General features: G+C 36.4%; 18 protein-coding genes and 1 tRNA gene. All 19 read left to right on the top strand.

Going from position 1 to position 20,805, the window contains the following annotated elements:
* Positions 1-2,340 (top strand): HsdR family type I site-specific deoxyribonuclease (locus J7K93_12855; GenBank protein MCD6117899.1); only part of this gene is annotated, 2,340 nt, incomplete at its 5' end.
* 171 nt (positions 2,341-2,511) lie between these two features.
* A complete protein-coding gene (locus tag J7K93_12860) occupies positions 2,512-2,841 on the top strand; it encodes a winged helix-turn-helix transcriptional regulator (GenBank protein MCD6117900.1) in 330 nt (109 codons plus the stop codon).
* A gap of 225 nt (positions 2,842-3,066) precedes the next feature.
* Positions 3,067-3,858 (top strand): T9SS type A sorting domain-containing protein, encoded by a 792-nt coding sequence (locus J7K93_12865; GenBank protein MCD6117901.1) that lies wholly within the window; start codon positions 3,067-3,069, stop codon positions 3,856-3,858.
* A gap of 332 nt (positions 3,859-4,190) precedes the next feature.
* Complete coding sequence (locus tag J7K93_12870; GenBank protein ID MCD6117902.1) at positions 4,191-4,529, top strand: hypothetical protein; 339 nt, start codon at positions 4,191-4,193, stop codon at positions 4,527-4,529.
* A gap of 272 nt (positions 4,530-4,801) precedes the next feature.
* Positions 4,802-5,842, top strand: coding sequence for a hypothetical protein (locus J7K93_12875; GenBank protein MCD6117903.1), 1,041 nt, complete (start codon positions 4,802-4,804; stop codon positions 5,840-5,842).
* A gap of 447 nt (positions 5,843-6,289) precedes the next feature.
* Entirely contained in the window at positions 6,290-7,741 is a 1,452-nt protein-coding gene (gene gcvPB / locus J7K93_12880; protein ID MCD6117904.1) for an aminomethyl-transferring glycine dehydrogenase subunit GcvPB, read from the top strand.
* The gene (locus J7K93_12885) at positions 7,738-8,733 is read left to right on the top strand and encodes a diguanylate cyclase (GenBank protein ID MCD6117905.1); all 996 of its coding nucleotides are present in this window, start codon (positions 7,738-7,740) and stop codon (positions 8,731-8,733) included. Before gcvPB ends, J7K93_12885 begins: the two co-directional genes overlap by 4 nt.
* A 32-nt stretch (positions 8,734-8,765) precedes the next feature.
* On the top strand, positions 8,766-10,853 hold the full coding sequence (locus J7K93_12890; protein ID MCD6117906.1) for a PAS domain S-box protein: 2,088 nt from the start codon (positions 8,766-8,768) through the stop codon (positions 10,851-10,853).
* 2 nt (positions 10,854-10,855) lie between these two features.
* Positions 10,856-12,718, top strand: a complete 1,863-nt coding sequence (locus J7K93_12895; protein ID MCD6117907.1) for a PAS domain S-box protein — start codon at positions 10,856-10,858, stop codon at positions 12,716-12,718.
* Complete coding sequence (locus J7K93_12900) at positions 12,718-14,076, top strand: sigma-54-dependent Fis family transcriptional regulator (GenBank protein ID MCD6117908.1); 1,359 nt, start codon at positions 12,718-12,720, stop codon at positions 14,074-14,076. The genes J7K93_12895 and J7K93_12900 overlap by 1 nt, the downstream gene beginning before the upstream one ends.
* A gap of 227 nt (positions 14,077-14,303) precedes the next feature.
* Positions 14,304-14,669: a response regulator gene (locus J7K93_12905; GenBank protein MCD6117909.1), complete on the top strand. Its 366-nt coding sequence runs from the start codon at positions 14,304-14,306 to the stop codon at positions 14,667-14,669.
* 30 nt (positions 14,670-14,699) lie between these two features.
* Positions 14,700-16,256 (top strand): cell division protein FtsZ, encoded by a 1,557-nt coding sequence (gene ftsZ / locus J7K93_12910; GenBank protein ID MCD6117910.1) that lies wholly within the window; start codon positions 14,700-14,702, stop codon positions 16,254-16,256.
* A gap of 73 nt (positions 16,257-16,329) precedes the next feature.
* Positions 16,330-16,403, top strand: a tRNA-Val gene (locus J7K93_12915).
* A gap of 55 nt (positions 16,404-16,458) precedes the next feature.
* On the top strand, positions 16,459-18,366 hold the full coding sequence (thrS, locus tag J7K93_12920) for a threonine--tRNA ligase (GenBank protein ID MCD6117911.1): 1,908 nt from the start codon (positions 16,459-16,461) through the stop codon (positions 18,364-18,366).
* A gap of 55 nt (positions 18,367-18,421) precedes the next feature.
* The gene (gene infC, locus J7K93_12925) at positions 18,422-18,883 is read left to right on the top strand and encodes a translation initiation factor IF-3 (GenBank protein ID MCD6117912.1); all 462 of its coding nucleotides are present in this window, start codon (positions 18,422-18,424) and stop codon (positions 18,881-18,883) included.
* 16 nt (positions 18,884-18,899) lie between these two features.
* The gene (rpmI, locus tag J7K93_12930) at positions 18,900-19,094 is read left to right on the top strand and encodes a 50S ribosomal protein L35 (GenBank protein ID MCD6117913.1); all 195 of its coding nucleotides are present in this window, start codon (positions 18,900-18,902) and stop codon (positions 19,092-19,094) included.
* A gap of 34 nt (positions 19,095-19,128) precedes the next feature.
* On the top strand, positions 19,129-19,473 hold the full coding sequence (rplT, locus tag J7K93_12935; GenBank protein MCD6117914.1) for a 50S ribosomal protein L20: 345 nt from the start codon (positions 19,129-19,131) through the stop codon (positions 19,471-19,473).
* 18 nt (positions 19,474-19,491) lie between these two features.
* Entirely contained in the window at positions 19,492-20,514 is a 1,023-nt protein-coding gene (gene pheS, locus J7K93_12940; protein MCD6117915.1) for a phenylalanine--tRNA ligase subunit alpha, read from the top strand.
* 12 nt (positions 20,515-20,526) lie between these two features.
* The coding region (locus J7K93_12945) for a phenylalanine--tRNA ligase subunit beta (protein ID MCD6117916.1) at positions 20,527-20,805 on the top strand (279 nt) is incomplete at its 3' end.

The following is a 20,805-nucleotide window of genomic DNA, read 5'->3' on the forward strand; positions in this document are numbered from 1 at the left end:
CCGCATGGCAATGGTAAAGGCGGCACCTACTTTGGCGCTACCGGAAGCGGGAAAAGCTTTACAATGCTGTACCTGACACGGCTTTTAATGAAAAGTACATATTTTTCCAGCCCCACAATTGTTCTTATCACTGACCGCACTGACCTGGACGACCAACTTTCCGGGCAGTTTACCAACGCCAAAAGATTTATAGGTGATGATACTGTTATAAGCGTTGAAAGCCGGGAAGATTTAAGGAAGCGGCTTCGGAACAGAAAAAGCGGTGGTGTTTTTCTTACTACTATTCAGAAATTTACAGAGGATTTAAAACTGCTGACTGAAAGAGCCAATGTTATTTGTATTTCGGATGAGGCCCACCGCTCACAGGTTAATCTTGACCAGAAAATAAAAGTTACTTCAAAAGGTGTTAAAAAGACATTCGGGTTTGCGAAATATCTGCACGACTCCTTACCCAATGCGACTTATGTCGGTTTTACCGGTACGCCGATTGACGCTACACTTGATGTATTTGGCGAAGTGATAGATGCTTATACAATGAAAGAATCGGTAAAGGACAATATTACCGTCAGGATAGTTTATGAAGGCAGAGCCGCCAAAGTCCTTCTTGAGGAGAAAAAACTGCAGGAAATTGAGCAATATTACAGCCAGTGCGCCGTAGAAGGGGCCAATGAATATCAGATAGAAGAGAGCAAGAGGGCTGTCACCAATATGGAAGTTATTCTCGGTAATCCGGACAGACTGGAAGCAGTTGCCAAAGATTTTGTAGAGCACTATGAAAAACGGATGGAAGAAGGCGCAAGTGTGCTTGGCAAGGTTATGTTTGTTTCCTCAAACAGGCAGATTGCCTATGATTTGTATAAACAGATTGTTGCTATACGGCCGGAGTGGACTAAAATAAAAGAATATGATCCTGACTGTGCCGGCACTGCAGACAGGGACGGCGTGCCCCTTTCTGAAAATGAGCGTAAAAAAATAAAACCTATGGAAAAAATTAAACTGGTAATGACCCGCAGTAAAGATGACCCGAAAGAAATGTGGGACTTACTTGGTACAAAGGAATATCGGAAAGAACTTGATCGACAGTTTAAAAACGCAAACTCAAATTTTAAAATAGCCATTATTGTTGATATGTGGCTAACAGGCTTTGATGTGCCTTTTCTTGATACAATATACATTGATAAGCCTATACGGCAGCATTCTCTTATTCAAACAATTTCCCGTGTAAACCGTGTTTACGAAGGGAAAGAAGCAGGACTGGTAGTTGATTATATCGGTATCAAAAGCAATATGAATGTTGCTTTAAAGAAATACTCCCAGGTTGAAGAAGATGATTTTGAGGATATTTCAAAGGCTGTCATTATTGTAAAAGACAATCTGGATTTACTCTCCAAATTATTTCATAAGTTTAATAGTAATGATTATTTCACTGGTACGCCTTTAGAGCAGCTTGATTGCCTTAATAAAGCTGCAGAATTTGTACAGCTCACGGAAGAACTTGAAAAGCGGTTCATGGGCATGGCTAAAAAACTCCGTTCCGCCTATAAAATATGCGTTTCAAGCGATGAACTATTTCAAAATGAGAGAGATTATATTCATTTCTACCTTGCTGTCGCTTCCATTATCCACAAACTCACAAAAGGAGACGCACCCGATACCGCACAGATGAATGAAAAGGTACGGGAAATGATAAAAGAAGCACTCTTGAGCGACGGTGTGGAAGAGGTTTTCAAACTTGGAGAAGAAAAGACGTACAAAGATATTGATATTTTCAGTGATGAATATATGGCAAAAATCGACAAAATCAAATTGCCTAATACCAGAATAAAATTGCTTCAGCAGCTCCTGAAAAAAGCGATTGATGAGTTTAAAAAAATAAATAAAATCAAGGGAATAGATTTTACCGGGAAATTCAAAAAATTGGTTGAGCTGTACAATGAACGCAAGGAGAGTCTTGCTCTTGCCAATGATGTCCTTGATGATATTGCCGGGAAATTCGCAGACCTGTTTAAGGACTTGCAGAAAGAAAAAACTTCATTTGAGGAAATGGGCATTAACTTTGAAGAAAAAGCCTTTTACGACATCTTAAAAGCAGTAGCAGAAAAGCATGATTTTGAATATCCGCATGAAAAGCTGATAACACTGTCAAGGGCGGTAAAAAAGATTGTGGATGATAAGGCAAAATACACGGACTGGTCACAGCGGGCGGACATAAAAGCGGAATTAAAAGTTGATTTGATACTGATTCTTGCTGAACATGGCTATCCGCCGGTACCCAAAGACGAAGTTTTTAAAGAGATATTTGAACAGGCAGAGAATTTTAAAAAGTATAGAGGTGAATAAAGAAAAACCGCTTTTGCAACATACCCTATATTAAAAATTACCTGAAAGCCTATGTCAGTGATGAACAATTTCGGAATATTATAAAAAATATGGTGACCTTGATTTTACTAAATTGATCGTATATATTGACCTGTAAGATAGGTCATATAACCTACATCGGAGGTCAGTAAGATGTTGGAACCATTATTAGGCTCAATCAACAGAGAGCGTGTATTGCTGTTTCTTTATTCACGAGATGAAGGATACGCTCGTGAAATAGCTCGTTTTTATAAAACAGATCTTAGTCAAATTCAAAAACAATTAGAAAGATTAGAGCTTGGCAACATTGTTTATAGTAAAACCTTAGGAAAAACAAGAGTATATTCTTTAGATCCCCGCTATCCGTTTTTAGAAGAGTTACAGTCTCTCCTTGAAAAAGTATTATCTTTTTATCCGTCTGAAGAACGTGAAAAACTCACTCGCTCTCGAAAAAGGCCAAGAAGAAAAGGTAAACCTTTATGAAACATATTAAAGAAATGTTTTTAGGTGAGTTGGCTGCTTATGTTTGTACGCATCTTGAAAAAAATGGTATTCAGTGTGTGCTTACTGGAGGCGCTTCGGACGGATTTTGCCGTTCATGAGAATAAAAGCAGTGCGGATGTTGCATGTGTTTAGGAAAACCACTTTTTCAGGTAAATTCCGATTTATTTAAGATAAGAATCGTTAGCCCTCTGAATGGAGAAACAATTGAAAAAGATAATCATAATCTTTGTTGTGCCTCTATTGTGTTTTTTAAAATTATATTCACAGGATAGGGTCACTGCCTTACACTATTATCAAAAAGCCGACTCTATTGCTAATTCAATTCAAGTTAATCCCGCACTTCTTGAGATTAATTGTGATTCAATTGATTTATCCGGTAAAGCATTAACATGGAGTTACTTATACGACTCTTTAAAAATAACAATCAACACTGACTCTACAATATGTGAACCGGGGACATACTGGTGGACTGGTATGTCAGCAATTCTATCATTCGTTCTTGATAGTGATTCGGCGATGAATATCGCTGAAAAAAACGGAGGTATTAATTTCAGAAGCAACTATCCCGATTATGCAATTTCCGAAGGTTTGGGTCAGGATTCAGCTTGTCCGTATGCAACGTGGTATATTTATTATAGTGCTGGTGGTGCTTACTTAAGTTTTAATGTAGATGCTAATAATGGGCGGATTTTGAGTATTTCTGATTCTTATGTCAAAAATGAAAGCAAACGTTTGTCATTCATACTTCATCAAAACTATCCAAATCCCTTTAACGGTTCAACAAAGATTAATTTTTCCATACCGAGGGATACTTTTGTGAAGCTTACAATATATAATATCCTGGGTGAAATAGTTATTACCTTAATAAATGAAAAACTTAAAGTGGGCCCCCACTCAGTGCTATTTAATTCAAATGGATTGTCAAATGGACTTTATTTTTACAAATTGGAAACATTAGAATTAATTCAAACGAAAAAAATGCTGATTCAGAATTAAGTACCAGAATTTAGGCCTAACCCATATCCACCCCAAAAACTCCCCGCTAAATAGGTGCAAACAAGGGGAGTTGAAATCGGTGAATCTTTGGAAACCTTTGTTAATAACATGAACAAAAAAGGTCTTTCCGTGAAGAAAATTGCTGAAAAAAGCGGAATTCCAAAAGAGACTATAAATGGGATACTACAAAACAATGAGTGAAATAAATTCAATCGATAGAAAGATGAGAACATAGAACAAACCACTGCACAGGTTTTTTACTCTGCTTGCTTCGACTTCGCTCAGCACAGGCCGCTCCGTAAAAACCAGTGAGTTTACAAAAGGAGATGAAAATGAATACTGGACTCATCGGAGGAATTGCAGGTGGCATCATTGGTGTTGCCGGCGGAATGATTGGAACCTATTTTAGCATAAGAAATACAAAGGGGCCCAAAGAACGATCTTTCATGGTAAAAGTTTCTGTGATTTCCTGGGTTGTTGGAATTATTTTTATAACTCTTCTACTTACTCTTCCATCACCTTATAAATGGTTTATGTGGCTTCCTTACGGTATACTTTTCCCATTTGGTATAATTTATATAAACAAGAGGTTGCGACAGATACGACAAAAAGAAACAGAACAAGACGCTACACTGGAAGCAGATTCCGATACGCTCCATAAGCGCAAGTGAGCTCGGTCTGCTTGCTAAAAAGCAAGAGAAAAATAAACGATAATTCTGAGTTCGATCTTTGACAGCGGTACCCTTTAAGCTCAAAAGGTATGTACCCTCTCCTGAAGTCCGGACGCACTTTGCATGCTGCAGTCTAAAAGTCATTGCGGATGTGCTGTCTACTGTCCCTGTTATTTTGGAAAGGCACTTTTTCAGATAAATTCCGGTTTATTTAAGATGAGAATTGTTATACATTTACCGATTGAATGATTAATAAAAAAAGGGGGGTACAAATGAATTATAAACTATTTTTCAGGATCACAATTATCTGCATTTCTGTTTTACTTTTTTTGTTTGGTTGTCAGAAAAAAGAGATTAGAGTTTCAGATATTTCGCTTAAACCGGTTTTAACATGGGGTGGTGTAGAAGTCCAGGGAGAATCAATGATCGGGGGCATCAGTGATTTTATTATTTCATCAAAAGATGAAATAATTTGTCTTGATGATATTTTGTGCCAAATATTCTATTTTAATAAAGAAGGGAAGTTAATAAAAAAAACAGGTAATAAAGGGAAAGGCCCGTTAGAATTTATTCAGCCTTTATATATTGAACAGATAAAGGATACACTTTATATATGGGATTCAGGAAACGGCAGATTCCAGAATTTAACGCTTAATGGTAAATTAATTAAAACCCTGATACCAAAGCCTCAATTTGATTACAATCCAATCGCCCATAAGGCTGATGGAGGATTTTTTTGCGGTTCCGAAGGATTCCGTTCGGACAGCCTGATTCAGGTTTATGATTATAACGCGAAAATAATTAGTATGTTTGGACGATTGGAAGGTAATAAAATTGAATATTATGAATTTACTACTGCAAAAATTTATACTAAAAAAAAGAAGATACCTCCTTTTGAAAAAAATAAAATATTGCTTTGTTATACTTCTGACCATAATTTAATGGTAATCCATCAGGCAATACCGTTTTTAAAAAAGTTTAACGAAGACGGCAACTTGATTTTCAAGCGAAGACTTCAGTCGCCTGTTTTTGCACAGCTTGAATCGAATTTTTATGCTGCCAATGATTCGCTTCCCGGATATGCGTTTCAACTTTTAAGATATTGGAAGGATGTAATACCTGATGGATCCGGAGGAATTTATCTTTTGTTAAATAATCCTTCAAAAATGATAGTTCATCATTATAATAAAAACGGAGTATTGATTGAGCGTTTAACAGGCCCTGAAGATAACATATCATTAATTTATTTTAAAAATAACAGACTTTGGGCTTACGGAGAGGATTCACTTCTTTTTTATATTTTTAATATTTAGTTTATTCTGCTCTTAAATTTATGGAAATGGAAAATACTGCTTAAACTTAACTTTGTGTACATTTTTTGTTGCAAGTACACAACCTTTTTCCTATAAGTTTCCGGACTGTGAACAACCTTTCATTTCGAAGGGGTGAATGCAGTTTAGAAATTTTATAGTGAAAAGTGAAGAGAGAATATTGAATAAGATTTTTCCGTCTAAGTAAAACTTCCGTAGCGGGGAAGCACATCTTTATTTTTTAATTTAAAATTCATTTTTTCCTTTGCACCAGATGCCGAATCGAAATGGCAGGAATTAGAATTTTTAATTGGCAGTACTTTTGAAAATTTCAAGATTTAAATTTCTTTCTAAAAATAACTTGACAAATGGGACAGAAATTATGATATTATAAAGCTTTATTCAATATTTAAATTATTAATGTAAACTCTTCATTTTATGGAGGCAGAAATGTCCGAACCACTGGTTTTTGAATTAAGTTCCGAAGGTAGAAAATCATTTTCTATTCCGCCAATAGACGTACCGCAGAGAAATGCAGATGAATTTATTCCTGAAAATCTTATTCGTAAAAAGAAAGCCAATCTGCCTGAATTAAGCGAACTTGAAGTAATACGTCATTTTGTACATCTATCAAACCTTAATCACCATATTGAAAAAGGATTTTATCCTCTTGGATCATGTACAATGAAGTATAATCCTGTTATTAATGAAACACTTTCCGGAATTGAAGGATTTACAAACCTTCATCCGTTTCAGCGTGAAGATACTGCAAAAGGTGCTTTGCAGATTATGGGAGAATTAGGCGATTATCTCTGTGAATTGTCCGGTATGGATTCTATTACAATGCAGCCATGTGCAGGCGCTCACGGAGAATTGACTGGAATAAAAATTATCAGGGCCTATCATGAATCAAACGGGAATCCGAGAAAAAAGATAATCCTTCCGGATTCATCTCACGGTACAAATCCGGCAACTGCGGCAATCTCAGGTTATGATATAGTTCAAATAAAATCAACTGATAAAGGTCTGGTTGATCTTGAAGACCTGAAATCTCATCTTGATGAAGATGTTGCAGCATTTATGCTTACAAATCCAAACACACTCGGCCTGTTTGAATCACAGGTCAGTGAAATATCAAAACTTCTTAAAGATGTCGGAGCATTATTCTACATGGACGGCGCTAATTTAAATGCTTTATTCGGAGTTGTACGTCCTGGAGATATTGGTTTTGATGTTTTGCATTTTAATCTTCATAAAACATTCTCCACTCCGCATGGCGGGGGAGGGCCAGGAAGCGGCCCCGTTGCAGTAAAAGACTTTTTAAAGGATTTTTTGCCTGCGCCTGTTGTTGTTAAAAAGGGTGGAGGGTATGCTTTTGATGATAACCGGCCGAAATCTATTGGTAAAGTTCAGGGGTTCTACGGTAATTTTCTTGTAATGGTAAAAGCGTATATTTATATCAGAATGCTTGGCTCTCGAGGATTAAAAAATGTTAGCAAAAATGCAATCCTCAATGCAAATTATATTTTAAAAAGCCTTGATAAATATTACGAGCTTCCTTTTAAGCGTTTTGCAATGCATGAATGTGTTTTTTCCGGTGACTGGCAGAAAGAGAAGGGCGTTAAAACACTTGATATTGCAAAAAGACTGCTTGATTACGGAATCCATGCGCCTACAGTTTATTTCCCGTTGATTGTTCACGAAGCACTCATGATAGAACCTACGGAAACAGAGTCAAAAGAAAGCCTGGACGCATTTATTGATGCAATGATCCGAATTGCAAAAGAAGCTGAAGAAAATCCCGAAATTGTGACAAGTGCTCCTAAAACAACACCTGTCTCAAGGCTTGATGAAGGCCTTGCAGCGAGAAATCTTAATATAAAATATGAGTTTGGAGATTGATAAACAATCCCGAAAATGTAAATTTGGCACAAAACAGTAACGAGAGTAATGATATAAAAGACATTATTCTTGTTGTTGAGGATGAGAGCAATAACAGATTCCTACTTCAGACTTATCTTTCTGCTGATGGCTATACTGTTGAACTTGCAAGAAGCGGAGAAGAGGCAATTGAAAAAGTGGAATCTGTTAACGTCAGTGTTATTATTCTTGATGTGATGCTGCCTGGCATGGATGGTTTTGAAACATGCAGGCAGCTTAAAAAAAGGAAAAACGCTAATTTTATCCCGATAATTCTTGTAACAGCATTAAGGGGGAATCAGGAACGGATTAAGGGTACTGAAGCAGGTGCTGACGATTTTATCAGCAAGCCCGTAAACAGGATAGAGCTTTTGACAAGAATTAAATCTCTTCTGAGGATTAAACGGCTGCAGGAGACTCTTGAAGCAAAAATTAAAGAGTTGGAAACAGTAAAAGCTAAGCTCAGGAAACTTGCAATAACAGACGGATTAACCCGTTTATTTAATTACAGAGCATTCAGAAAACAACTTATGTTGGAGATATCAAGATCAAAAAGATTCAAACTCCCGCTCTCTTTGATTATTATGGATATTGATAACTTTAAGAATTACAACGATCTTTTCGGACATCCGAGAGGAGACAGGGTCTTGAAAATATTCGCAAAATTAATTTCCGAAAACATTAGAGACCTTGATTTTCTTGCGAGATACGGCGGTGAAGAGTTCGCCCTGATACTGCCGGGAACAGGTAAAAAAGATGCAGGTGTAGTTGCAGAAAAAATCAGGCATCTTATTGAAGATGCCCCTTTCCCGGAAGAAAACAAGCTGCCTGGAAAATGTCTCACAGTAAGCCTGGGAGTCGCTACATTCCCAAAAGACACTGATAATGAAAATGAATTTATCAGATTTGCTGATGAAGCTCTTTACAAAGCAAAAATTAACGGAAGGAATAAGTGGGTTTCCTATACTAAATAAAGCCCCAATTTTATTAAGTACCGGAAATCACTATGACTTTAAAAGTGAGTAAAGAGAAAAAAAAATTACTGTTTACGAGGGCCACTTTTTTTAAAACCCTCGTCTTTTTTAGCATTTTTACTTTAATCCTGCTGTTTTTTTTACATCGCCAGCCGGAATTGTTAAATGCACAAAAAAATATTAAAGGTGCTTATGCTGACAGTTCCGCAATTCCTGTTATACAAAGCCTTGAAAAGTTCATTCTATTTGAAAATATTAAAAGGCTTGAAGAATTTGGGAAATCCGCAGAAAAAAGCAAGCTTTCTGATAAGTATCTGGAAAAATTTTTATTAAGATATGACAACATCATAAGCATCACAGCCTGGCAATCAAATGTACAATGGCCTGTTCGATACGTAAAACCTGATTTCTGGAAACGAAATGATGTCTCAAACCTTACTGAATCTGAAAAGCAAAAGTTGTTTAAATTTATTTTTGTAAAACATTATGGAATAGAGAATAATAGTACTAAATGGTATATCGGAGAAACATGGAAAAATAAAAATATCATTCTGATAAGCATTGGTTATATTTATACAAAAGGCAAAACAATTAAAGTAGCTGAAATAAAGGTCGAACCTTATTTCAAAAACCTTATTTCCGGACTTTTCGGGAAAAAATGTAAGGTATACATATTAGATAAATCAGAAAATTGTATTTTTTCCTCAGGCAAAAAATACAATTCCAAAATTTTAACAAGCCCTGATTTCAAGAAAATATTACTCCCGCAAATTGGCTGGACTGTTATTTCTGGAAATAAAAATTCAGGCGTTGCTTTTACAGAGGAATTAAAATCCTATTTTAGAATAATCTCTGTTTTGGCATTAATTTTTTTATTCAGCACCATTCTGTCAATTTTCATTGACAAGCCATTGCTCTTTATTTCGGAAAAAGTTACTTCTGTTGCAAGAGGGGATTTTACAACTGTTATTCCTCCTCAGTCAAATTCTCATGCTGATAAAATCGGCCGTATTTTTAACTACATGGCTGGTGAAATGGAGCGTGTTAAAAAAATAAATCTTGGCCATATTATTAACGAAAAAAACAAAACCGATGCAATAATCGAACATATAGCAGACGGTGTAATAGTTACAAATCTTGCGGATAGAATAATTAGAGTGAATCATCTTGCAGAAAGCTGGTTCGGCCTTGATGATAAAAAAGACAATAATCGTTTGATTGACGACGTAATAAAAGACAAAAAACTTAAAAATCTTTTAAAAGACATAAAAGAAGGCTCGCCTCATGGTGTTTGTGAATTTGTATTTGAACCTGAATCACAAACAGCTAAACGTATTTTCCAGGCTCATTCGTCAAGAGTAACAGATGATGAAAATAAACTCGTTAATATTGTAACAGTAATAAGAGATATAACACGCATTAAAGAAGCAGACAGAGTCAAAAATGAACTTGTATCAATGGTAGCACATGAATTAAAATCACCGCTTTCTTCAATATATGGTTTTAGTGAACTGCTCATGGATTCAAAAATCCAGGATCCTCAGGCGGCTGAATATATAAAGGTGATTCTGTCGGAAGCCACGCGGCTTACTGACCTTATTAACAGGTTCCTTGATATCTCCAGGCTGGAATCAGGCAGGACTCAAATCAATATTTTACCATTTAAAGTAAAAACAGTTATTGTTAAAGCTATTGATACTTTTAAAAATCAACTTTCCAAAAAGAAAATCAGCGTTGCAGTGGATATTGAAAAAAATCTTCCGTACGCAATAGGTGATCAGGATATGATAGAGCAGGTACTTGTAAATCTATTAAGCAATGCTATTAAATACAGTCCTGAAAAATCAAAAATTGGCATTGAAGTCAAGTCAGATAGTCAAAATATATCTTTAAGTGTAATTGATAACGGGTTCGGTATTCCAAATGAATCCATAGGCCGTATTTTTGACAAATTTTACAGAGTTTCTGACATGGAGACGGATAATGCGCAGGAGGGTACAGGGCTCGGCCTTGCTCTTTGTCAGGAAATAGTAAATAAACACGGAGGCACTATAACAGTCAAAAGTAAACTTGGCGTTGGCTCGGTATTTAATTTTAGAATACCTGCTGAAGAAAAATAATTATGGATAGAAATAGTAAAAATCATACAATAGTTTTGATTGATCCTCATACTGAAACTCATCAGCTTATTACATCTTTATTTGATGCTGATTCTCTCAGTATAATTAAATTTTCATCTGCACTTGTTGCACTGGAAAATATAAAAGAAATTAAGCCGGATCTTATTATTTCCGAATTTTATACAGATGATCTGACTGCAGGAGAAGCATTCAGGTTATTAATTACAGATTTAAGATACAGAACATTCCGGTCTGTACCTTTTGTCATTTTCACAGGAATCAAAACAAAAGAAAAAGAAGAGCTGGTAAATCTTGGTATTTCAGGCTGGTTTACAAAACCATTCGGACGAAAAGAACTGAAGGAGGTTATTGAAAATCTGTTTCTTTCTTCAAAAGTAATGGAAATGACTCAGGAACTTCAGCAGCAGGTAAAACGTTCTGAATATCAATACAGAGATCTTCTTGAAAATGCAAATGATTTTATATTTACTCTTGATGACAAGGGTGTATTTACGTATTTAAATAATAGATTCAATTCTTTAACCGGCTGGCAAAAAAATCAATGGCTGCACAAGCCATTTATCTCCTGCATTCACCCGCTGGACAGTAGAACCGTACTTGAGCATTACCGAATGGTGCACTTGGGTAAATCGCGAATTTTCGAAGCACGGATTCAGGGAAATAAAGAAGATATTGTTGTTCTTTCATTTAATATTTCTCCTCTTTTTGAAAGAGGGGTAATTGTCGGATCTCTTGGCATTGCAAGAGATGTAACCGAACAGAAGGAGATGGAGAGAGAACTTATTGAATTAAAAAACTTTAATGAAAGTATTATACAGAGTATGGAATCCGGTTTGCTGACGCTTGATCTTGACGGTAAAATAACTTTTTTAAATTCCGGAGGCGAGAAAATTCTCGGATGGGATGCAAAAACAGTTTCCGGTAAACATTTAAGTGATATTTTGGGGCAAAAGCAGGCTGATCTGTTCTTACTATCCAACCATTCAGATGACCCTCTGTCTGCAAGAAAAGAAGTTGAATTAACAATTGACGGAGAAAATAACATTTATCTTGGTTTTTCGACTACTGACAGGATTGATAACAATGGCCATAAAGTAGGAACAATAATATTTTTCAAAGACATTTCTATGCTTAAACAGATGCAGTCAGAAGTAATCAGAATGGACAGGCTTGTTTCTCTCGGGGTACTTGCTTCAGGGATTGCCCATGAAATAAAGAATCCTCTTGCCGGAATTAAAACAATGGCTCAGGCATGCCAGGAAGAGTTTGAAAATGATGATCCGAGAGAAGAATATCTTGTACGGATTGTTCGGCAGGTAAACAGGCTGGACGATCTTCTGAAAACATTTTTTGCTTATGCGCGTCCTAAAAAACCAGACAGAAGGCCTCATAAGCTATCTGATATAGTACAGGAAGTAACAAGGCTTTTATCAAAAAAATTCAGCACATCAACTGTTGAATGTACCGAACATTATGAATCTGATCTTAAATCAATATTAGTTGATTCTCAGCAAATGCAGCAAGTCCTCCTTAATCTGATACTTAATGCTATTGATGCAATGCCCGAAGGCGGGAGATTGGAAATAAAAGGCGTAAATATCGCAAATGTTAAAAATAACAGGCCGCTTGTACTTGTCAGCATACAAGATACGGGGGAAGGTATCCCACAAGAAAAAATTGAGACGATATTTGACCCGTTTTATACATCCAAGCCCAATGGATTGGGGCTGGGTCTGTCAATTGTTTATCGTATAATCAATGAACATGATGGTGATATTAAAGTTGAAAGCAAACAAGGCAAAGGTACGATATTTTATATTACCTTACCAGCAGGAGATATATAATGGACAATATTAGAATATTAATTATCGAAGACAATGAAGATTTGAGCTTTACTATTAATAATGTACTTAAAAAATTTGGTTATAAAGTAAAGAGAGTTTCCAGCGGGGAAGAGGGTCTTGTTGTAATTCAGAAAGAGCTTATAGACCTTGTACTGCTTGATATCAACCTTCCGAAAATGAACGGGATTAAAGTTCTTGAGAAGATTAAAGATATTAACCCTGATATTCTTGTTATAATGATGACAGCATTAACAGATGCAAAACCGGCAATAGATGCAATGAAAAAAGGTGCCTATGATTATTTAATGAAACCTTTCGAACTTGACGAGATGAGACTTGTTGTAACAAAGGCCATTGAAACGCACAAATTAAAACTTGATGTTGCAAGATTCAAGCGTCAGCATGAGATTGAGCATCCATATAATGAAATATTCGGAGAAAGCCGCCAGCTTGACGAGGTGAGGGAGTTAATATCTATTATTTCAGGAACTCCGAAAACATCGGTATTAATTCTTGGTGAAAGCGGGACAGGCAAAGAACTCGTTGCAAATGCAATACACTATTCGAGTTCCCGAAAAGACGGCCCTTTTATAAAGATCAATTGCAGTGCTATTCCCGATAATTTAATTGAGAGTGAACTGTTTGGGCACGAAAAGGGGGCTTTTACAGATGCTAAAGTCATGAAAAAAGGCCTTTTCGAACTGGCAAACGGAGGTACCATCTTTCTTGATGAACTTTCCAGTATGCAGCTAAATCTTCAGCCGAAAATACTCAGAGTACTTGAAACGCAGAGTTTCAGGAGAATAGGCGGTGTTAATGATATAAATATTGACGTAAGAGTTATTGCCGCTACAAATCGAAATCTTGCAGAATTGGTAAAGAACGGAGAGTTCAGAGATGACCTGTATTACAGGTTAAAAGTTATGGAGATTACAATTCCTCCTTTAAAAGAAAGAAAAGACGATATTGATATTCTGAAAAAACTTTTTCTCCAGCGGTACAATAAAGAGTTTAACAAATCAATTAAAGGCTTTTCTCCTGAATCCGATAAATTACTTATCAACTATTCCTGGCCTGGAAATGTCAGAGAGCTGAAAAATGTTATAGAGAGAAGTGTCATTTTGTGTAAAGAGGATATATTGCTGCCAAAACACCTTCCTCTTGAATTAAGGGAAAACAGCGGAGAAATCATACCTACCGGTACAGGTTTAGGCCTTGTATCACTCGAAGAAGCTGAAAAAAATCATATTCTTCACGTTCTTGACCTTGTAAACGGGAACAAATCCAAAGCAGCAAGAGTACTGAAAATATCACGTTCGACCTTAAGGGAAAAATTGAAGAATTACCAGCCTGAATAGTGTGCTATTTTCGGCCATTCCATCAAAAATAGATTAATATTTTTCACCTATTTACAAAAAGCTGTAAATCTAATTTATAGCCTTTACGTTCTTAACACACTAATTATATTAAAGTTACTGCATAGGACGCTGAATTTTTCAACATTGATTAGATTGACATTTTAATGGTATGGTATTTGCCTTAAAAAGAGTGTATCATAAATTATTTATAAGGGCAAACTTAACCTATGGCAAAAAAACGTATTCTTATTGTTGATGATGAAGAAGATCTTACATGGACTATTTCAAGGCGTCTGAATAACGGCAAGAAAAAAATGGAAATACTCTGTGCAAATTCAGGCAAAGCAGCTTTAAAAATGTTGGCAGAGAATAAAATAGATTTACTTCTGACGGATCTAAGAATGCCTGAGATTAACGGCTTTCAGCTTATTGATGAAGCGATAAAAAGCTATCCCGGAATAAATGTAGTTGTTATGACAGCGTACGGATCATCTGATATAAAAGAGAGATTTGAAAATTTTTCAAATATAGGATATATTGAAAAACCTTTTGAAATTAACGAACTCAGAAAATTGGTTTTTCGTGCATTATAGATAATGTTACAATAAAAGCCGAAAGGAAAGATGGTGGCAACTGCAAATAAGCAGAAAAAGATTGATAATTTTATTAAACCATATGAAACTGTAATTAAAGTAATTGGAAGCGGCGGCGCCGGTAATAATGCAATTGTAAATCTTATGAAAGATAAAAAACGTGAGTTTGAGACAATTGCAATTAATACAGATGCGCAAAATTTAAGCGGAATTCCTGCAGATTCTAAGATACTTATTGGAAAGAATGTAACTGCAGGGCTTGGTGCAGGAGGAGACCCTCAAATCGGCGAACGCTCTGCTGAAGAATCAAAGGAAGAAATTCTTTTACGCATAAATGATGCTGATCTTCTTTTTCTAACATGCGGACTTGGTGGTGGGACCGGAACAGGTTCTTTGCCTGTAATTAGCAGGCTTGCGAGAGAAAAAGGAATACTGACCCTTGCTATTGTAACAATGCCTTTTTCCGAAGAAGGTATAATAAGATGGGAAAACGCACAAATTGGTCTTGAAAAACTTAAAAAGAATGTTGATTGTATCATTGTTTTGAAAAATGATAAGCTTCTTGAAATATATCCTGATTTACCTATTTTAGATGCATTTAAGACAGGAGATGATATACTAATTAGCACAATTGAAAGCCTTGCAACTATCATTACTCAAAAGGGGTTAATAAACCTTGATTTTGCGGATCTTTCAATGATCATGCGCGACGGGCCTGTTTCTGTTATTGGAATTGGTGAAAGCAGGTCGGAAAACAGGGCTGAAGAAGCTGTAAAAAGGGCTCTATCTCATCCATTGATGGAATGGAATATTAAGAATGCACAAAATGCCATGATACATATTTCAGGCGGTGCGGACATGACATTGAGAGAGTCAAGAGATATAATTAAAAAAATAACAAAGGAATTGGATCCGAGTGCCAGGATTATATGGGGAGCTTCAATAGATAAAAACCAATCGCAAAAAATCAAGGTAACTATAGTAGCTACGGGCCTTCCGGATGATGTAGAGACAATAGAAAGAATCAACGGAGAAAATGTAAATATTAAAAAAGATGTTGAATCAGATGCTATTTTCAGCACTAATTCATTATTGGATAATGACGATGATACAGATGAGTCAATATTTGATATAAAGGAATCAATTGCAGGCCCAGGAGAGTATACTTCTTCTGTTTCTGAGTTACAGGAAACATCTGTAAAAAACGTCTCTCAGACATCCAAAATATTTTATCAGATTTTTCAGAATGATTCTGAAAGAGACATGAAGAGATTTGAACGTGCAATCCATTTTCTCAGAAAAAATCCTGAAAATAGAAAATCGCTAATGGATGCCATTCAATCATGTAAATTAATATATTCAAACGCAGAACTTTTCGGATTTGACGAGATTTGTGAATTATTGGATTCAATAAAAACGATATTAGTCCAGATAAAAAGAAGCGAGAAGCAAATGTCACAGAGGATTCTTGATTCTGTAACTCTCGCAATGGAAATGGTATCTGATCTTTCGGAAAATCAGAATGACGGACATGGAGAGACCGGTTACATTGTAGACAGACTTAAAGAATTGGCTGAAAACGGATAGTTTTTACAGCACGTATCTCCTAAATTTTCCTTGACTTTTATACGAATTACCATTACATTATTTGCAATCATTGGGGCGATTAGCTCAGGTGGTTAGAGTGCTTGCTTGACATGCAAGAAGTCACTGGTTCAAGTCCAGTATCGCCCACTGTATTGAATACAATACAAGGAGAAAAAGAGGAAAAGTACTATTTTTGGAACAGATTACTGTAACATTTGAGAATGGCATTAAAAAAGCTTTTGATAAAGGGACAACACTTCGCACAGTAATTAAATCTGTTTTACCTGAAACAGCTTCGCAAGTAGTGGCAGCCCGTATTAACGGTAAGCTTGCAGGGCTCTACGAAAAAGTAGAAAATGATGCTACGATTACCGTATTGACCTGCATGGATCCAGACGGAATGCAGGTTTTTTGGCACAGTGCTTCTCATGTTCTGGCTCAAGCCGTAAAAGCATTATACAAAGACGCAGTTCTTGGTATAGGGCCTGCTGTGTCTAATGGTTTTTATTATGATTTCCTCATGGAGAAATCAATCAGTGTTGAAGATTTTCCCGCAATAGAGAAAAAAATTAAAAAAATTATAAAAGAAAATCAATTTTTTGTTAAAAAAGTCGTCTCAAAACAGGAAGCAATTGAACTGTTCGAAAAAAGAAACGAACCACTTAAAGTAGAGTTAATAAAAGACCTGGACGGGCAGACAATATCCATATTTGAAAACGGTGAATTTGTTGATCTTTGCAGGGGCCCTCATGTATATTCTACACGCACTGTCAAACATATAAAACTTCTCAGTGTTGCAGGGGCTTATTGGAGAGGGAATGAAACAAACCCTGTTATGCAGAGAATTTACGGTGTTGCTTTTCCGACAAGAGAACAGCTTGATAATCATCTTAAAATTATTGAAGAAGCTAAAAAAAGAGACCACCGTAAATTAGGGAAAGAGCTGAACCTTTTCAGTTTTCATCCTGAAGGCCCGGGGTTCCCTTTCTGGCATCCAAATGGTATGGTTATTTACAATGAAATACAGGATTTCATGAGAGAAACTCTTGCAAATCATGGTTATCTTGAAATAAAAACTCCTGTTATTTTAAATGAAGAGTTATGGCATAGAAGCGGCCATTGGGACAATTATAAAAATAATATGTATTTTACTACGATTGATGAGCAGCAATATGCTGTTAAGCCTATGAATTGCCCGGGATGCCTGCTTGTTTACAAGAGTAATGCCCATTCGTACAGAGACCTGCCTCTGAAAATGTCTGAAATGGGATTAGTGCACAGGCATGAAAAATCCGGTGTACTTCACGGGCTTTTTCGTGTAAGGCAATTTACTCAGGATGATGCTCATGTTTTCTGTACACAGGATCAAATTGAAGATGAAATCATCAAGTTAATTGATTTGATTTATGAGGTTTATACTGCATTCGGATTTACTGAGTTTTTCATAGAACTGTCAACAAGGCCTGAAAAATCAATAGGATCTAATGAGATTTGGGAAAAAGCGGAAAGTTCATTAAAGGAAGCGCTTAAAAAGAAGGGAATTGATTACAAATTAAACCCTGGTGACGGTGCTTTTTACGGCCCCAAAATAGATTTCCATATTAAGGATTCTATTTCACGGCTCTGGCAGTGCGGTACGATTCAGGTTGACTTCTCAATGCCTGAAAGATTTAAACTTGAATATACTGGTTCTGACGGTCAGCCTCATCAGCCTGTTATGATACACCGTGCAATTCTCGGTTCTGTTGAGCGTTTTATCGGAATACTTATTGAGCATTACGGAGGCGCTTTTCCCGTATGGCTATCTCCGGTACAGGTAGCTGTCATACCGGTCAGTGAGAAACATCATATATATGCGAAAAAGATTGAAGAAGAGTTAACTAATAATCAAATACGGACAAATGTTGATTTACGAAGCGAAAAAGTCGGATACAAGATACGTGATGCAGAACTAAAGAAAATACCGTATATGTGCATTGTAGGAGATAAAGAAGAGGAAGAGGGCAATATTTCTGTTAGAATGCATAAAAAAGGTGACATCGGTTCAATTGATATTCAAAATTTTGTATCGGACATTCTCAATAAAATACAAAGGAGGGAAAACAATTAAAAAACCCAAACCCGGAGACAATGTTCGGATCAATGATGATATCCACAGTCCGAAAATGAGAGTTATAGGCCCGGAAGGGGACCAGATAGGAATTATAAGCCTTGAACAGGCTTTACAAGAGGCTCAAAAACACAATCTCGACCTTGTTGAAATTGCTGCTAATGCAGACCCGCCTGTCTGTAGAATAATGGATTATGGAAAATTCCGTTATCAACAGAGCAAGAAAGAGAAGCAAAGTAAAAAAAAGCAGCATGTAATACAGGTTAAAGAGATAAGGCTTAGGCCGAATATAGAAGAGCATGATATAGAATTTAAAATGAAGCAGGCAAGAAAATTTATTAATGCCGGCCATCATTTAAGAATAAGAATACTTTTTAGAGGCAGACAGCTTGCCTATCCTGAACTTGGGAAAAATATAATAAAGAGAGTTCAGCAGGATCTTGAGGATATTGCAAAAATGGAAAAAGATCCTCATCATGAAGGGCGATGTCTTGTTGCAAATTTTGTTAAAAAATAATTTACAGGAGCTTTAAATGCCTAAAATCAGAACAAACAGGGGTGCGGCTAAACGCTTTAAACTTACAGGAAATAAAAAAATTAAAAGAAGTAAGGCGTATGCAAGTCATATCCTTACTAAAAAAAGCAACACAAGAAAGAGAAATTTACGCAAATCTACACTTGTAGCTCCATCTGAAGAGAGGCGTGTAAAAAGAATGCTTGCACAATAAATAATTGATATTAAGAGTTGAAAGGATTTTATAGATGCCCAGAGCAAAAAATGCAGTTGCTTCAAGAAAAAGAAGAAAAAAAATACTTAAAGCTGCAAAAGGATACAGAGGCGGCAAAAGCAGATTATTAAAAACAGCAAAAGAAGCTGTTGAGCGTTCGTTGATTTACGCATACAGAGATAGGAAAAAAAGAAAAGGCGATTTTAGAAAACTCTGGATAACGAGGATTAATGCTGCGGTCAGGCCTTATGGTATAAATTATTCATCATTTATACATCTTCTCAATAAAAACAATGTTAAGTTAGACCGTAAAATATTGGCAGATCTGGCAGTAACAGATCCTGCTGCCTTTTCTAAAATTGTCTCAGCAGTAAAATAATGGACCGGGATTTTTTATATGACAGGGAATAATTTTCTACATAAAATTGATCAGCTTAAAAATGAAATAGAAAGTGCAAAAGGTCAGATAAAAAATTTGTCTGACCTTGAAACTTTTCGAGTTAAATATGCGGGAAGAAAGGGAGCGATATCTTCACTCTTTAAAGAGATTGGCAAGCTTAGTGCTGAAGAGCGAGGCAAAGCCGGCCAAAATATCAATAAATTAAAGGCTCATGTCAATCAATTTATTGAAGGCCATCGATTTTCAGGAAGTTCGGAAACAGAAGAAAAATCTTTTTTTGATGCAACTCTTCCCGGCGACCCTGTGAGAATCGGAAGTATTCATCCGATTAATATTGTATTGCGAAATATTAAAGATATTTTCCAAAAAATGGGTTTTTCTGTTGTGCAGGGGCCTGAAGTTGAATCGGAATATTATAATTTTGAGGCGTTAAATATCCCGGAAGGCCATCCTGCGCGAGATATGCAGGACACACTTTTTGTTGATGATTCTTCTGTTCTTCGGACACATACTTCGCCTGTCCAGATACGGACAATGGAAAAACAACAGCCTCCGGTAAGAATTATTTCTCCCGGAAAATGCTACAGGCGCGACACTCCTGATGCATCTCATTCTCCCGTTTTTCATCAGGTTGAAGGTTTGTGCGTGGACGAAAATATTACATTTGCAGACCTTAAAGGTATTATTTTAAATTTTGCAAAACAGATGTTTGGCTCAAATATGAAAATACGTTTCAGGCCAAGCTATTTCCCCTTTGTTGAACCTGGTGCGGAATATGATTTTACATGCCTGATATGCGGCGGCAAGGGCTGTCCTGTATGTAAAAATACAGGATGGGTTGAAATATCCGGTGCAGGAATGGTTAATCCTGAAGTTTTTAAGTATGTTAATTATGATCCTGAAAGATATACGGGTTTTGCTTTCGGCATGGGAGTTGAGCGCATAGCAATGCTGCTATACGGTGTGAGTGATATCAGGCTTTTCTACGAAAATGATGTACGCTTCCTGCGACAATTTTAAGGAATAATTTCAATGAATATAAGTTTAAACTGGCTCAATGATTATATCTCCATCAATTATTCTCCTGATGAGCTTGCACATAAATTAACAATGATCGGCCTGGAGGTTGAAGAGGTAATCCACAAATCTGTAGATTTCTCCGGTGTTGTGGTCGGCAAGGTTATTGAAGTGGATGACCATCCTAATGCTGATCGTCTTAAAGTTTGTAAGGTTGATACAGGCGAAACAGTTCACACAGTCGTTTGCGGAGCACCCAATGTAGCAAACAACCAGCTTGTGCCGTTAGCGCAA

The sequence above is a fragment of the bacterium genome, assembly GCA_021158245.1.
Taxonomy (GTDB): Bacteria; Zhuqueibacterota; QNDG01; order QNDG01; family QNDG01; genus QNDG01.

Bases quoted from the DNA above. Each gene is read 5' to 3' on its own strand.
- J7K93_12860 (MCD6117900.1), top strand. From the start codon at position 2,512: ATGTTGGAACCATTATTAGGCTCAATCAACAGAGAGCGTGTATTGCTG.
- J7K93_12870 (MCD6117902.1), top strand. From the start codon at position 4,191: ATGAATACTGGACTCATCGGAGGAATTGCAGGTGGCATCATTGGTGTT.
- J7K93_12875 (MCD6117903.1), top strand. From the start codon at position 4,802: ATGAATTATAAACTATTTTTCAGGATCACAATTATCTGCATTTCTGTT.
- gcvPB (MCD6117904.1), top strand. From the start codon at position 6,290: ATGTCCGAACCACTGGTTTTTGAATTAAGTTCCGAAGGTAGAAAATCA.
- J7K93_12890 (MCD6117906.1), top strand. From the start codon at position 8,766: ATGACTTTAAAAGTGAGTAAAGAGAAAAAAAAATTACTGTTTACGAGG.
- J7K93_12895 (MCD6117907.1), top strand. From the start codon at position 10,856: ATGGATAGAAATAGTAAAAATCATACAATAGTTTTGATTGATCCTCAT.
- J7K93_12900 (MCD6117908.1), top strand. From the start codon at position 12,718: ATGGACAATATTAGAATATTAATTATCGAAGACAATGAAGATTTGAGC.
- J7K93_12905 (MCD6117909.1), top strand. From the start codon at position 14,304: ATGGCAAAAAAACGTATTCTTATTGTTGATGATGAAGAAGATCTTACA.
- ftsZ (MCD6117910.1), top strand. From the start codon at position 14,700: ATGGTGGCAACTGCAAATAAGCAGAAAAAGATTGATAATTTTATTAAA.
- infC (MCD6117912.1), top strand. From the start codon at position 18,422: ATGAGAGTTATAGGCCCGGAAGGGGACCAGATAGGAATTATAAGCCTT.
- rpmI (MCD6117913.1), top strand. From the start codon at position 18,900: ATGCCTAAAATCAGAACAAACAGGGGTGCGGCTAAACGCTTTAAACTT.
- rplT (MCD6117914.1), top strand. From the start codon at position 19,129: ATGCCCAGAGCAAAAAATGCAGTTGCTTCAAGAAAAAGAAGAAAAAAA.
- pheS (MCD6117915.1), top strand. From the start codon at position 19,492: ATGACAGGGAATAATTTTCTACATAAAATTGATCAGCTTAAAAATGAA.